At 72.9% G+C, this 12,697-nt stretch carries 16 protein-coding genes; 6 read left to right on the plus strand and 10 right to left on the minus strand.

Annotation, left to right across the window (positions count from 1 at the left end):
• Window positions 1-28 precede the first annotated feature (28 nt).
• Window positions 29-238: a hypothetical protein gene (locus BAY60_RS07155; RefSeq protein WP_112279978.1), complete on the plus strand. Its 210-nt coding sequence runs from the start codon at window positions 29-31 to the stop codon at window positions 236-238.
• A gap of 10 nt (window positions 239-248) precedes the next feature.
• Here the strand turns inward: BAY60_RS07155 and BAY60_RS07160 are convergent, their stop codons facing one another.
• Window positions 249-1,541 (minus strand): cytochrome P450, encoded by a 1,293-nt coding sequence (locus tag BAY60_RS07160; protein WP_112279979.1) that lies wholly within the window; start codon window positions 1,539-1,541, stop codon window positions 249-251.
• Complete coding sequence (locus BAY60_RS07165) at window positions 1,538-1,744, minus strand: hypothetical protein (protein ID WP_112279980.1); 207 nt, start codon at window positions 1,742-1,744, stop codon at window positions 1,538-1,540. Before BAY60_RS07165 ends, BAY60_RS07160 begins: the two co-directional genes overlap by 4 nt.
• Window positions 1,745-1,881: 137 nt before the next feature.
• On the opposite strand from BAY60_RS07165, the gene BAY60_RS07170 reads away from it, so the two are divergent.
• Window positions 1,882-2,349, plus strand: a complete 468-nt coding sequence (locus tag BAY60_RS07170) for a hypothetical protein (protein WP_112279981.1) — start codon at window positions 1,882-1,884, stop codon at window positions 2,347-2,349.
• Here the strand turns inward: BAY60_RS07170 and BAY60_RS07175 are convergent.
• Both BAY60_RS07175 and BAY60_RS07180 read right to left on the minus strand, forming a co-directional pair.
• Window positions 2,295-2,663 carry a DUF6401 family natural product biosynthesis protein gene (locus BAY60_RS07175; protein ID WP_245992359.1) on the minus strand — a complete coding sequence of 123 codons (369 nt, stop codon included), beginning with the start codon at window positions 2,661-2,663 and terminating at the stop codon, window positions 2,295-2,297. The two genes, BAY60_RS07170 and BAY60_RS07175, sit on opposite strands and share 55 nt — an antisense overlap.
• A gap of 121 nt (window positions 2,664-2,784) precedes the next feature.
• A complete protein-coding gene (locus BAY60_RS07180; RefSeq protein WP_112279982.1) occupies window positions 2,785-3,633 on the minus strand; it encodes an alpha/beta fold hydrolase in 849 nt (282 codons plus the stop codon).
• A gap of 30 nt (window positions 3,634-3,663) precedes the next feature.
• Here BAY60_RS07180 and BAY60_RS07185 point away from each other — a divergent pair, with 30 nt between their 5' ends.
• Window positions 3,664-4,251: a CGNR zinc finger domain-containing protein gene (locus tag BAY60_RS07185; protein WP_112279983.1), complete on the plus strand. Its 588-nt coding sequence runs from the start codon at window positions 3,664-3,666 to the stop codon at window positions 4,249-4,251.
• Here BAY60_RS07185 and BAY60_RS07190 read toward each other — a convergent pair.
• From BAY60_RS07190 to BAY60_RS07200, 3 genes are read right to left on the minus strand one after another with little or no spacing between them, the layout of a single operon-like run.
• On the minus strand, window positions 4,211-5,092 hold the full coding sequence (locus tag BAY60_RS07190; protein WP_112279984.1) for an oxygenase MpaB family protein: 882 nt from the start codon (window positions 5,090-5,092) through the stop codon (window positions 4,211-4,213). The genes BAY60_RS07185 and BAY60_RS07190 overlap by 41 nt on opposite strands.
• A 41-nt stretch (window positions 5,093-5,133) precedes the next feature.
• Window positions 5,134-5,856, minus strand: a complete 723-nt coding sequence (locus tag BAY60_RS07195) for a DUF998 domain-containing protein (protein WP_112279985.1) — start codon at window positions 5,854-5,856, stop codon at window positions 5,134-5,136.
• Window positions 5,857-5,891: 35 nt separating this feature from the next.
• Window positions 5,892-6,683 carry a protein phosphatase 2C domain-containing protein gene (locus BAY60_RS07200; RefSeq protein WP_112280776.1) on the minus strand — a complete coding sequence of 264 codons (792 nt, stop codon included), beginning with the start codon at window positions 6,681-6,683 and terminating at the stop codon, window positions 5,892-5,894.
• 74 nt (window positions 6,684-6,757) lie between these two features.
• On the opposite strand from BAY60_RS07200, the gene BAY60_RS07205 reads away from it, so the two are divergent.
• Together BAY60_RS07205 and BAY60_RS07210 are read left to right on the plus strand one after the other, a co-directional pair.
• Window positions 6,758-6,967: a sigma factor-like helix-turn-helix DNA-binding protein gene (locus BAY60_RS07205; RefSeq protein WP_112279986.1), complete on the plus strand. Its 210-nt coding sequence runs from the start codon at window positions 6,758-6,760 to the stop codon at window positions 6,965-6,967.
• Entirely contained in the window at window positions 6,967-7,500 is a 534-nt protein-coding gene (locus tag BAY60_RS07210) for a Clp protease N-terminal domain-containing protein (protein WP_112279987.1), read from the plus strand. Before BAY60_RS07205 ends, BAY60_RS07210 begins: the two co-directional genes overlap by 1 nt.
• 9 nt (window positions 7,501-7,509) lie before the next feature.
• Here BAY60_RS07210 and yczE read toward each other — a convergent pair whose 3' ends face one another.
• The gene (gene yczE, locus BAY60_RS07215) at window positions 7,510-8,151 is read right to left on the minus strand and encodes a membrane protein YczE (RefSeq protein WP_170160319.1); all 642 of its coding nucleotides are present in this window, start codon (window positions 8,149-8,151) and stop codon (window positions 7,510-7,512) included.
• 62 nt (window positions 8,152-8,213) lie between these two features.
• Here yczE and yczR point away from each other — a divergent pair, with 62 nt between their 5' ends.
• Window positions 8,214-9,671: a MocR-like transcription factor YczR gene (yczR, locus tag BAY60_RS07220; protein ID WP_211330196.1), complete on the plus strand. Its 1,458-nt coding sequence runs from the start codon at window positions 8,214-8,216 to the stop codon at window positions 9,669-9,671.
• A gap of 446 nt (window positions 9,672-10,117) precedes the next feature.
• Here yczR and BAY60_RS37505 read toward each other — a convergent pair whose 3' ends face one another.
• Both BAY60_RS37505 and BAY60_RS07230 read right to left on the minus strand, forming a co-directional pair.
• Window positions 10,118-11,368 (minus strand): hypothetical protein, encoded by a 1,251-nt coding sequence (locus tag BAY60_RS37505; RefSeq protein WP_211330197.1) that lies wholly within the window; start codon window positions 11,366-11,368, stop codon window positions 10,118-10,120.
• Between the two features lie 97 nt (window positions 11,369-11,465).
• A complete protein-coding gene (locus BAY60_RS07230; RefSeq protein WP_112279989.1) occupies window positions 11,466-12,668 on the minus strand; it encodes a pyridoxal phosphate-dependent aminotransferase in 1,203 nt (400 codons plus the stop codon).
• Window positions 12,669-12,697: the final 29 nt, after the last annotated feature.

Raw genomic sequence — 12,697 nt, forward strand, 5'->3', positions numbered from 1 at the left:
AGGCGGTGGCCGGTGGTACCAAGAGGACATGACCTGCAAGAGCTGCCTGACCGGGCTCGACCACTGCCACGGCACGCTGGTGCGGCACACCGACGGCGGCGCCGACTGCACGGACCAGGGCTGCGCCGACCTGGACATCGTGCGCCACGACCTGGTCATCGAGTGCCATACCATCGAGGGTGGCTGCGGCTGCGCTGACGAGCCCGCGAGCTACGTCGAGCTGCCCTGGGCGTCCTGACTCGCGCCCGTCACCGGGGCGAGGTCGCGAAGCGGATCCCGAAGTTGTCGAGCGTCGCGGGCAGTCTGCGCCGCGCGCTCAGGTTGCGTGGCGCCCGCAGCTCGTAGCTGCCGCGCCGCAGGAACTCGGCCAGCATCGTGCTCGTCACGAACAGCACGAGGTCCTCGCCGGGACACTGGCCGGGCCCGCCGCTGAACGGCACCAGCGCCGGGTACTCCCGGGCCCGCCCGTCCAGCCACAGCTCCGGCTCGAACCGGTCGGCGAACGGCATCAGCTCGGGGTCGCGGTGGAAGTACGGCGCGAACACCACGAAGGTCGTCTCCGGAGGCAGCTGGCTGCCCCGCCACGACGTCGCGGTGGTGCTCTCCCGCAGGATCACCGGCGTGGTCGGCCACAGCCGGACGGTCTCCAGCACGCACGCGCGCAGGTAGGGCAACGCCTCGTCGGTCAGGTCTCGCCGGGCCTTCGCACGCTGGGTGGGGTGCGTGGCCAGCACCGCGAGAGTGCGCAGCGTGGCCATGCCCGCGGCGTCGAAGGCGAACAGCCAGTGCGGCACCTGCCCATGGGGGTCGAGGCCGGGTTCGGCGGGCGTGTCGGCGATCCGCGCGGCGAGGCTGCCGGGCTCCGCGCGGTCGAGCAGCGCGTCGAGCCGCCTGCGAAACGCGGCCCTGCGCCGCTTGGCCTTCGGCATCAGAAACGCCCAGTTGGCCCGTAGCCGCAGGTCGGCGAGCAGGTCGGTGACCTCGTCGTCGTCGCGGGCGCCGTCGCCGAGGACGATCCGGCGCACGATGCGCCACCAGGCCACGTTGAAGGAGTCCCAGTCGAGATGTCCGCGTTCGGCGAGCAGATGCGCGGTCTCCTCGGCCACGATCGTGCGCACCGGCCCGGCGAGCGAGTGGATCGCGTGCCCGGTCTCCAGGATCGTCTCGTTGTAGCGGCGGCGCGGCTGCCGCTCGGGGCCGGGCGTGGCGAGCACGGCGTGCGGCTGGAAGTGGTTGAGCGCGGACCGTTTCTCGATGCTCGCCGGGGCGAACGGAGACGGGGTGTTGCCGAGCACCCGCGTCACGTCGCCGGGCTCCAGCACGACCGCGAGCGACCGGCCGGGCACCCGCAGCACGAGCGGGCCCGCGCCGTGGCGGGCCCGCAGGCGCCGCAGGACGTTCACGGCCACGCGGTCGAGCCTGAGGGCCGCGGCCGCCGCCATCGCGCGCGGCCGCCGTTTGATCACCCCACCGGCGAGGGTGGGCAGAACGACCTCGCCTGCGACGCGGACGGTGTCCGGGATGCTCGCCTGGCGCGTCATCGGTTGCGCTGCGCGGGGATGTTCCTGCCCTCCTCGGGGGAAAGGCCGAGTGCTGCGAGCAGTTCGGCGCAGTCGTCGGCGTCGGCCGCGGCGGACGCCACGGCACGGACCGCCCTGCGCCGCTGCTCGGCGGTGGGCTCCTCGGTGTAGGGCACCACGGGCTGCGGGTTCTGGCTCGGAGCGGTCGGACTGTATGCGTTCACGGCTACTCCCCGGGTCGAGGTCACGTTGGTAGGTGCGCATACCCGCTCGGAACGCTGGTTACACGTCCGGTTTCCGTGAGTGACCACCGGGTATTCCTCTGTGGCGGCCCGAAGTCCCGAGTGAAAGGAGGCCGGAGGTGGCTACTGACGCTTACCTCGCGTTTCTCGGCTTGGGCCTGGCTATGGTCATCGTTGACGGCCAGATCCTGTACCACAGCGGCAAGCGTTACCTCGCCGACGCCGATTCCAGCGCTGAGTCGTCGAAGTCGATGGCGAAACTCATCACCGTGCTGTTCCACCTGGTGATGTTCGGAATTCTGGCACTGCTGTCCGTGCTCGACTTCGGTTTCGGAGCGGGCGGGGTGCGTGCCGTTGTCGGCAACCTCGGCATCCTGCTGATCCTGGTGGGTCTCGGCCATGCCGTGATGATGGCGGTGCTCGCGCAGGTGCGGGACTCCCGCGTCGCCGAAGAGGGCATGGCCGTCAACGAGCAGGCGAGGATGACGAACAGCCAGCTGCAGCGAGGGCCCGTGGTGGCGCCGGTGCCCGGTCAGCCGGGACGGGACCCGCGCAGGAGCCCGACGATCGAGGACCAGTCGCTCTGACTGTGCATTCGCCGTGGCCCCTTCGGCTCGCGGGAGGCCAGTTCGTAGCAGGCGAGCAGCCGCAGGCCGTACCAGTCGCCCGCGGCCCAGTCCGCTTCCGCCTTCGGTGGCTCCCAGCCCGCCAGGAGCGCCTGCTGCCGGATGTCGTAGGCATAGCCGGCGATCAGCACGAGCTGTGTGGTGGGCACGGCCCGTTCGACCAGTGCCTCGCCGTCGCGGATGGCCTCCACGACGGAGTCGAGGTGCTGGTCGAACTGCCTGCGCAGCGCAGGCTGCGCGAGCGCCTGCCAGCCGGTCGCCAGTTCGTCGGCCATTCGGCCCAGCCAGCGGCGCGCAGATCGGTCCGTCGCCGAATCCAACCAGCCCACCACCTGATGATGCACATGCCGTCCCTGTGATCGCCATAGGGTGGCTCCGTTGGGTTAATGGTCGATTTCAGGCGGTGAGAAAAGCCCGCAGCCGCTCGGTGACCACCTCCGGCTGCTCCTCCGGCAGGAAGTGCCCGCAGTCGGCGACGGGGAACCCGGTGACATCGGTGGCGTAGTCGCGCCAGATCTCCTCGGCGGGCAGCGAACCCAGCAGCCCCTGAGCGCCCCACAGGACCAGCACGGGCGCATGCAGCTTGCGGCCCGTCGTGGCGTCGGCGTCGTCGTGCTCGGCGTCGGCGGGGAAGGACGCGCGGTAGTCGTCGAACCCCGCCCGCAGTGCTCCAGGTGCGGAGAACGCGCGCACGTACTCGTCGATCGCGTCCGGTTCCATCCGGTCGCGCCGGTGGGTCCAGCGTTCGAAGAAGTAGGCCAGGTAGCCGGCGACGTCCTGCCCCGCGAGCCGCTCCGGCAGGTCGGGTTGCAGGTGGAACAACCAGTGCCAGTAGGCGCGGCCGAGCCCGCTGTCGAGCCGCCGCCACATCTCCCTGGTGGGGATGATGTCCAGCACCGCGAGCCGGTGCACCTGGTCGGGCCTGTCGAGCGCCCAGCGGTGTGCGACCCGGCCGCCGCGGTCGTGCCCGGCCACGGCGACGCGGTCGAAGCCCAGCGCGGTGACCAGTGCGGCGACGTCGGCAGCCATGGTGCGCTTGTCGTAGCCGTGCGCCGGCTTGTCGGTGAGTCCGTACCCGCGCAGGTCGGGCGCGATGACCGTGTGGTCGCGGGCCAGCGGCTCGATCACCGTGCGCCAGCAGTACCAGGTCTGCGGCCAGCCGTGCAGCAGCACCACGGCGGGCCCGCTGCCCGCGATCCGGTAGTGCATGCGGATGCCGTTGACCCTCTCCATCCCAGCGTCCATGACGCGATTCTAACCAGATAAGATAGTTAGATGGCAGACTCCGGATGGGTGTTCGACAGCGGGCGGGCATGCCTCGATCTGGTCAACACGCGGCGCGACCGGCACGCGGGCGGCCGGGAGCTGCTCACCGGCCCGGCCGCGCTCACCGAGTGGCTGAGCCTGGCCGGGTTCACCGGGCGGGCGGACGCGGCGCACCTGGCCATGGCCCTCGACCTGCGGGAGGCCATCGACCGCGTCACCCGTTCCGTCTCGGCGGGCCACCGCCCCGCGCGGGAGGACGTGCGGGTGCTCAATGAGGCCGCGAGGGCGGCGGCCCCGCCCGCACTGCGCCTCGGCGCCGACGGCACGCCGCACCGGGCCGTCGCGCCGTCGGCCGACCCCGTGGCGGCGGCGCTCGGCGCGCTGGCCGTCGACGCCATCGACCTCGTCACCAGCCCGGTCACCGTGCGGATCTGCGCCGCGGACGACTGCGGCCTGCGCCTTGCCGACGCCTCACCACAGCGCAACCGGCAGTGGTGCTCGATGGCGCGCTGTGGCAACCGTGCCAAGGCCCGCGCGCACTACGCGCGGCGCAAGCTCAGGGATGCAGACCCCAGCGGCGGCGGCGCCGGACAGTGAGCCCTGCGACCAGCCGCACGTGAGCCGACAGCAGCGGCGGCGGGGCCACCTGCCCGAGCAGGCGCGTCACCCGGCACAGCCGGGCGAACCTCCGCTGTTGCTCGTCCGTCCACTGCAGACCCAGCCGTTCGCGCAGCACCGGGGGAAGGGTGGCCGCGATGAGAAACGACTGCGCGCTCGCCTGCCCGTCCCGCAGCGGCGCCCACACGCGGTCGGGCAGCAGGCTCACCGGCTTGGGCACTGTCCGGATCGTCTCGAAGAGGGTGCGGATCGCGTCGTTGGGGCCGAAACCCGCCACCATCTCGGCGTAGTAGCGCTCGAAGGCGGCCCAGTCCGGCGGCAGGTGCCGCTCACGCAGCCCGAGCCTGCGGCCGACCTCGCGCAGCTGGGCGTAGTACTCGTCCAGCTCGGCGCGGGAGAGCGGGCGGCCGAAGAACCGCTGCGCGTCGACGGGCTGGCGCACCAGCGTCGCGTGCACCCAAGCGTAGGCGCGCTGGTCGAGCGCGGCGTAACGGCGGCCGTCGCCGGTGACGCCGGTGAACCGGCGGTGCAGCTCGCGCAGCCGGTCGGCCTCGTACTGCGCGCCCACCGGGTCGCCGTAGACGTAGGTCGCCAGCGATCCCGCCGTGCGCAGCAGCCGGGTCCACGGATCGCGCTGGTAGTCGGAGTGGTCCTCGACGCCGGCCGCCACCACGGGGTGCGCCACCTGCAGCACCAGCACCTGCCCGGCGAGCAGGCTCGCCCGGACGTCGCCGAAGTAGCGCCACGCGGCGGTTCCGCGCACGATCGGCGGGGCGGCACCGGCTCGGCCCGGCACGCGAGCATCGTCGATGTCCGGCATGGCCGCTGCCTTTCGGCCGCTCGTTCGTTCGAACGAACGTATCACCGGCAACGGGCGCCGTGCAGCCGTGCGGTACGGACCGCCAGCACGAGCACGGCGGCGAGCAGGCAGAAGTCGACGACGAACACGATGCGCTGGGCGAAGCCGACCGGCAGCAGCGAGACGACCGTGTTCAGCAGCGGCGTGCTGGGCAAGGCGTCGGCGACGTAGCTCACGGCGAAGAGCGTGAGGCTCAGTGCACACAGCTGCAGCAGCCGCACGAACATCGTGCGGGCCGCGGCCAGTTCGGGCACGTGCCGGAGCCCGTCGAGCACGGAGAAGGCGATCGCGGGCAGCGCGGCGAACGCGAGCACGCTGGCGTACTGGTGGATCAGGCCGCTCGCCGGGTCGATCTCCGCGGTGAAGGTGGCGGGGAACAGTGCCGCGGCGGCGAGTCCCAGCGCCGTCGCCCCGGTGAGCACCGTGGTGGTGCGCGTCACCGGGAACCCGGACGCCGCGAGCGCGCCACGGACGGCGATGACGCCCACCGCGAAGGACAGCAGGCTCGCCTCCAGCATGCCCTCGCCGTTGTCGGTGAAGGCGTAGCGGCTGAGCGGATCGACCAGCGGGTTGAACGAGCTGACGACGTGCAGGATCAGCAGCGTGAACAGGGCCCAGCCCAGTGCCGCCGACGCGGCGATGGTCCACACGCGTGTCCGCGCGACGGGCAGGGTTCTCACGGTCCTCGCCGTCGCAGCCTTCGCCTTCGTCCCGAGGTCCGCCATGAGATCGACTATGGCGGGAACCGGGGCGCGCGGGATCAGGGAACGCCCTGAGCCGCCCCCTGATTCGCGGCGAAGTCGATCAGGGCCAGTGCCTGGTCGTCGTGTCGTTTCGGCCTCGGCCACCGGGTCGCGTCCGCGTCTGCGCGCTCGGCGGTGCGCACGGCGTCGAGCACGGCGGCCGCCCCGTGTTCGCGGGCGAGGCCGAGCACGCCGGGCCAGCGGAACAGGGCGTAGTCGTCGACGCCGGTGGACACGCCGTCGGTGGCGATGAGCACCGCGTCCAGATCCACGCGAGGCCAGCTGCGGCGCAGTGCGTGCGCGGCAGCCTCGGGGGCGGCCTCCGCGACCCAGAAGCCGTCCTCGTGGTTGCGCAGCCGGTTCACCTCGGCCCGCGTGCGCAGCAGGCCGCTGTGTCGCAGCACGCTGAGCCTGTCGTCGGAGAGCACCTCCACCCACGACCGTCCGAACGCGACAACCGGACTGTCGGCGAGGGAGAGCGCGTCGACCCGGTCGGCGGTCCAGCGGACCATCGCCACCGTGCTCGACGGCGAATGCCCCGCCCGCAGGTCGTGTGCGGCGGCGACCTCGGCGATGGCATCGGCGAGGAGCGCGGCGAGGTCGCCGTCCGGATCCGTTCGCAGGCGCCACTCCAGCTGCTCGGCGAGCCGGTGCGCGTACCAGCCGCCGCTGGGCAGCTCCTTGCGCGCCTCGGTCGCGCCGTCGAGCACCACGACGGCATTGCCGGTGGTCACCACGACGTCCTCGGTGGGCCTCGGCTCGCCGTCCAGACCCACGCCCGCCTGCTCCGCGATGTCGATGTGCGGCACGCCGACGACAGTAGCCAGCGCCCCCAGCGTCAACTGTGGTTGACATGCGATCGTCGTCAACGTAGATTGACGACATGACAGAGGCAACGGATCTGGCCGCCAAGGCGGGCGACGCCGACCCGCGGGTGGGGCTCCGCGCCGTCGCCGCCCTGCGCCGCCTGCTGGAGCGCTTGGAGGCCGTGCAGGTGCGCAGCGCGCGGGTGCACGGCTGGTCGTGGCAGGAGATCGCCGAGGAGCTCGGCGTGAGCAAGCAGGCTGTGCACAAGAAGTACGGGAGGCGCTGATGTTCGAGCAGTTCACCAAGGACGCGAGGGCGACGGTGAGGGAGGCCGTGCGCGACGCCACGGAGCTGGGCTCGGCCGAGGTCGACACCCTGCATGTCCTGGTGGCGCTCACGCGCTTTCCCCAGGGCGCCGCCGCGCGGCTGCTGGGCGGGCTCGGGGTCGCGCTCGACGACGTGGCCGCGCGGGCTCAGCTCGCGCGCCGCAGGGGCGGGCTGAGCGACGCCGACGCCGAGGCGCTGGGCGGCCTCGGCATCGACGTCGACCACATCGTCTCGCGGATCGAGCAGGAACACGGACCCCACGCGCTCGCGGGGGGTGGGCGCAGGGCGCGCGGGCACATTCCGTTCGGCGAGCAGCCCAAACGGGTTCTGGAGCGCTGCCTGCGGGAGGTGATCATGCTCGGCGACCGCCGCATCGGGAGCGAGCACATCCTGCTGGCGCTGGCGGTGGTGCCCGGCCCCGCGCGGGACGTGCTGTCCGGGCTCGGCGTGTCGGCCGAGGCCGTCAGGGCTGTGCTGCGCAGAGCGTCGTGAGCGGCGGGCTCACGGGCGCGGGGGCCGCTCCCGCCAGACGGTCAGCGGGAGGAACGCCTGCGTGAGCGGGCCGATGGCCAGCGCGTAGAGCACCGTGCCGACGCCCACCGTGCCGCCGAGCAGCCACCCGGTGCCCAGCACCACCACCTCGATGCCGGTGCGCACGAGCCGCACGGAGCGCCCGGTCCTGGCCGCCAGCCCGGTCATCAGGCCGTCGCGCGGGCCGGCGCCAAGACGGGCGCCGACGTAGGCGGCCGTTGCGAGCCCGTTGAGGACCACACCACCCACGAGCAGCGTGATCTGCCAGCCGAGCGCGTGCTGGTCCGGCAGGACGAGCCGCACGAGGTCGACGGTCACCGAGATGATCACGACGTTGGCCACCGTCCCGATGCCCGGCCGCTGGCGCAGGGGGATCCACAAAAGCAGCACGGCCACCGAGGTCAGCGCCACCACCATGCCGAAGGTGAGCGGGGTGCGCTCGGTGATGCCCTCGTGCAGCACGTCCCACGGATTGAGGCCGAGCCCCGAGCGGGTCATCATCGCCATGCTCGCGCCGTACAGCACCAGGCCCGCGGTGAGCTGGGTGAGCCTGCGGACGGGGCTGACGGTGACGGTGACGGTGCGCAGGTCGAGCTGTTCCAATTGAGCCACATCGACACTATCGCGGACCAATCGCTGGTTTATCCATAGCCAATCTGCAAGTATTGGTCTTTATGGGTGCGGATCGACCGTTCGGTGGCCGGGTATCGGGTGCCCGGCTGGCCATGATCCTCGGTGACTGGCGTCGCGGCGGCTCACGTCGCGGGGCCAGCGATCTGGCCGCCGCCATCGAGCTGCACGTGAGCGACGGCCAGCTGCCACCCGGCACGCGGCTGCCCGCCGAGCGGGCACTGGCCGACGCGCTGGGGGTGAGCCGCACGCTCGTCGGCTCGGCGCTCGAGCGGCTGCGTGAGCAGGGCCTGATCGCGAGCAGGCAGGGCGCCGGGTCCTGGGTGACGGCGGCCGGCGGGCGCGGGGCCACGCTCGCCCCGGCCGCCCGGCTGGACCTGATCGACTTCGCGCGGGCTTCGCCGCCCGCTGTGAGCGGCTTCATGGCCGCCGTCGACGCCGCCCGGCCGATGCTCACCCCGGAACTGCTCGAACACGGCTACAGCGTGCGCGGGCTGCCCGTGTTGCGGGAGCGGATCGCGGCCCGCTACACCGCACGCGGCCTGCCCACCACGCCCGCGCAGGTGCTCGTGACCAACGGCGCGCACCACGCGTTCGCGCTGGCCCTGCGCGCGCTGGTGGCTCCCGGCGATCGCGTGCTCGTCGAGCAGCCCTGCTATCCGAACACACCTGAGGCGATCCGCGCGGCCCACGCACTGGCTGTTCCCGTGGCCGTCGACGCGTACGCGGGCTGGGACCTCGACGGCATCGAGGCGGCGCTGCGCCAGGCCGCGCCCCGGCTGGCCTACCTCGTGCCGGATTTCCAGAACCCCACCGGCCTGCGCATGTCCGAGGCCGACCGGCAGCGGCTGGGCGCCGTGCTCTCCAGGGTGCGCACACCTGCCGTGGTCGACGAGACGCACGCCGAGCTGGATCTGGAGGGCGACCCCGTGGACGGGCCGGCACCGCTGGCCGCGTTCGCGGGGGACTGGGCGATCACGGTCGGCTCCGCCGCCAAGTCGTTCTGGGGCGGGCTGCGCCTTGGCTGGATCCGCGCGTCGGAGGAGCTGCTCGACCGGCTCGTCTCGGCGCGCTGGTCGCTCGACCTGGGCTCGCCCGTGCTGGAACAACTGGTACTCGCCGAACTGCTGGCCGACCCCGACCCGGCGCTGCGCGCCCGCAGGCAGGAGGTGCGCGGGATGCGGGACACGCTGGCCGCCGCGGTGCGGGAGCACTGTCCGGAGTGGACATTCCAGCTGCCGTCCGGGGGGCTGGGTCTGTGGTGCCGCCTTCCCGAGCCGATGAGCACCCGGCTCAGCGTGGCCGCCGCCAACCACGGGGTGCAACTCGCCCCCGGCTCGCGGTTCGGTGTGCACGGTGGGCTGGAGCGCTGGCTGCGGCTGCCCTACACCCAGCCTGCCGCGCGGCTGCGGGAGGCGGTGCGGCGGCTCAGCCTCGCGGCGGCGTCCGCGGCGGGTGTCGCCGACGGCGTGTCGTCCACTGTGGACGCCACCGTGACCTGAACGAGGGCAAAAAAGGAGCCGATGCGCTGGATGTGAGGTTTCCGTCTCTCCAGGGATACGGGACGGTAGATCATCCAGCGCACCGGCTCCGTGCCGTGCCCGGGGGCGGGCACGGGGTGCCGCGGGCCTTACCCGGCATCGCCCCTCGCCATGCCGGGAAGGCCCTGCGGCTCAGGCGCGCATCGGGCTGCGGCTTCCGCTCGGCGCGGTGAGCGGAAACGGCCGACGCGCGCCCGGTGGGAGCCCCGGTGCCGCGGGGGCAACGCGGCACCGGGACCAGACCCCGTCCCGGCCGGGCGCGGTCGGCCGAGCGGGAAGCACAGAGTTCACGGGAACACCCCTTGCCAAACGGGCAGCGATCTCGACGTCAGGCGTGACCGGGGGGCGCGAACCCAAGAAGTTGATCTTGAACTGGACGCAGCTCGTCCCCGGCTTTCCGGGTCGCGTCAGTCAGGGGAGGTGGCGGGCAGGGCTGCTTCCCGGCCCGCGCCGTCGGCGTCGTGGTCGCGGCTGACGCCGATGAGCCGCAGCTGGGTGACGGTCGGTGCCCAGCTCAGGATGCCGTGCACGGACCGGGCGCCACCGCCGTTGTCCTGTGCCGCCGCGACCGAGCACGACGCGCCGGCAAGACCGACGGGGGCGGCGGGCAGCGGGGCACCGCCGCCGCCGGTGCCCGAACCGCCGCCTGCCTGCGCGTCGGCCGGTGTGGTGGCCGAGGCGGTGAGGATCCGGTGGACCGGTGTCGGGGCCGCCCCGGTGAGCGCGGGTCCCGCGACCGCGTGCCTGCCGGTGGCGGCCGGGGCCTTCGCCGCGGCAGCGGGCGGCGCCTGTGGCGCGGCGGTGACAGGCGGCGAGCCGGTGCCCGTTCCGGCACCGGCACCGGCACCGGGCTCCGGCGCGGGCTGGACGGCGCCACCCGGCAGCAGTCCGCCGATCTCGGGCAGTGCGTCCGGCACCTCGACGATCGGCCGCACCGTGTCGTTCACGATGCCCGTGACGTTGTCGACGGTGCCGTCGACCGTTCCGCCGACGGTGCCGACCGTGCCCGTCACGGTGGTGGTGACGGTGCCGATGAGGTGGGTGACGGTCTGGGTGACGGAGCCGAGCAGGCCACCACCGGCCGGGTCCATGCCTTCCCTGCTGTCCTGCTGTCCGGTCAGCGACTGGGTGAGCCCGCCGAGCAGCGACGGCGACCGCTCCGGCGCAGGCTGCGGGGCGGGCTCCGGCTCGGGGACGGGCTGGGGTTGCGGCGCGGGTTCCGGCACGGGCTCCGGCTCGGGGACGGGCTGGGGTTGCGGTGCGGGCTCGGGGACGGGTTCCGGCTCGGGCACGGGTCGCGGCTGCGGTGCGGGCTCGGGGACGGGTTCCGGCTCGGGCTTCGGTTCCGGCGGAATCCGCGGGCCGTCCTGTGCCTCCGGCGCGTGCGCCTCGGCGGGCAGCGCGGGCTCGGCGGGCCCCTTTTCCGGACCGGCCTCGGCGGGTGCGGCCTCAGCCTGCTCCGGCTGTGCGGCTTCGGCGGCGACCGGGCTGCCGGCCTCGCTCGTGCCGCTGCCTCCGTTGTCCTCGGCGAACGCCGACGAGCTCAGCAGTGCGGCCAGCAACCAGGCCCCGGCGGCCAGCGTGGCGATGACGACGAGACGCAGGACGGCAGGCGTGCCGGAGCGCGCGGCGCACCGGGCGCCCGAGCTTCCCGCCACCACGACCACCGCCGTCCATGTTGGTCTTTCTCGAGGATTGTCCGACCAGGTCGTCACTACCCATGGACTGCTATTTCTAGCATCGGTGGCGAGTGTTTCACCTCGTGCGGGTTCGATCCACCCCGGAAGGCCCAATCGTTGCCAGCTTGTGGAGGCGCGCGATCGCCTCGTCGAGCACCTCGTCCCGCTTGCAGAACGCGAAGCGCAACACGTGATTCCACTCGTCAGGGTGATCGGTGAACACCTTGACAGGCACGGCCGCGACCCCTATGAGCTCCGGCAACTGCCAGGCCAGGTCGGCCGCGTCGGCGAAGCCGAGTGGCCGGACGTCGGCGCACACGAAGTAGGTGCCCGCACTCGGCCACACGGAGAACCCCGCCTCGGCAAGACCCTCGGACAGCCGGTCGCGCTTGGCGGCCAGCGAGCCGCGCAGCCGCTCCACCCAGTCCAGCTCGTGCTCCAGCGCGTAGGCCACGGCCGGCTGCAGCGGTCCGCCCGAGACGAAGGTCAGGAACTGCTTGCTGGCCTTCACGGCAGCGACGAGTTCGGGCGTGGAGCACACCCAGCCGATCTTCCAGCCGGTGCAGTTGAACGTCTTGCCCGCGCTCGAGATCGACACCGTGCGCTCGGCCATGCCGGGAAAGCCCGCGAGGGGAAGGTGCTCGCGGTCGTCGAACACCAGGTGCTCGTACACCTCGTCGGTGATGGCGATGAGGTCGTGCTCGACACAGACGGCGGCCAGCGCGGCCAGCTCGTCGCGGGTGAACACCGTGCCGGTGGGGTTGTGCGGCGAGTTGACCAGGATCGCCCGGGTGCGGGGCGTGACGGCGGCCCGCACGGCGTCGGCGTCCAGGGCGAACCGGCCGCCCTCCGACACGAGCGAGACCACGCGCCTGCTCGCGCCCGCCATGGCGACCGACGCCGCGTAGGAGTCGTAGTACGGCTCGATGACGATGACCTCGTCACCGGGCTCGGTGAGCGCCAGCAGGCTCGCCGCGACCGCTTCGGTGGCACCCGCCGTGACGAGGACCTCGGTGTCCGGGTCGTAGGTGAGGCCGTAGCGGGCCCGGTGGGCGGCGATCGCGTGCCGCAGCTCGGGGCGCCCCGGGCCCGGCGGGTACTGGTTGGCGCCGCCGTAGAGGGCGTCGCGGGCCGCGTCGAGCATGCCGGACGGTCCGTCGGTGTCGGGAAAGCCCTGGCCAAGGTTGACCGCGCCGGTCCGCACGGCGAGTGCGGTCATCTCGGCGAAGATGGTCGAGGTGAACGGCCGCAGGCGGGGGACGAGTACAGGTTCGCGCACGATGGCCCATCCTCACGGACAATGGCGGT

This window comes from Prauserella muralis, from assembly GCF_003202285.1.
GTDB classification, from domain to species: domain Bacteria; phylum Actinomycetota; class Actinomycetes; order Mycobacteriales; family Pseudonocardiaceae; genus Prauserella_B; species Prauserella_B muralis.

Excerpts from the sequence above, each read along its gene's own strand:
- BAY60_RS07180 (WP_112279982.1), bottom strand. The coding sequence starts at position 3,633 with ATGGACGCTGGGATGGAGAGGGTCAACGGCATCCGCATGCACTACCGG.
- BAY60_RS07195 (WP_112279985.1), bottom strand. The coding sequence starts at position 5,856 with ATGGCGGACCTCGGGACGAAGGCGAAGGCTGCGACGGCGAGGACCGTG.
- yczR (WP_211330196.1), top strand. The coding sequence starts at position 8,214 with ATGGGTGCGGATCGACCGTTCGGTGGCCGGGTATCGGGTGCCCGGCTG.
- BAY60_RS07160 (WP_112279979.1), bottom strand. The coding sequence starts at position 1,541 with ATGACGCGCCAGGCGAGCATCCCGGACACCGTCCGCGTCGCAGGCGAG.
- BAY60_RS07190 (WP_112279984.1), bottom strand. The coding sequence starts at position 5,092 with ATGCCGGACATCGACGATGCTCGCGTGCCGGGCCGAGCCGGTGCCGCC.
- BAY60_RS07185 (WP_112279983.1), top strand. The coding sequence starts at position 3,664 with ATGGCAGACTCCGGATGGGTGTTCGACAGCGGGCGGGCATGCCTCGAT.
- BAY60_RS07210 (WP_112279987.1), top strand. The coding sequence starts at position 6,967 with ATGTTCGAGCAGTTCACCAAGGACGCGAGGGCGACGGTGAGGGAGGCC.
- BAY60_RS07155 (WP_112279978.1), top strand. The coding sequence starts at position 29 with ATGACCTGCAAGAGCTGCCTGACCGGGCTCGACCACTGCCACGGCACG.
- BAY60_RS07175 (WP_245992359.1), bottom strand. The coding sequence starts at position 2,663 with ATGGCCGACGAACTGGCGACCGGCTGGCAGGCGCTCGCGCAGCCTGCG.
- BAY60_RS07205 (WP_112279986.1), top strand. The coding sequence starts at position 6,758 with ATGACAGAGGCAACGGATCTGGCCGCCAAGGCGGGCGACGCCGACCCG.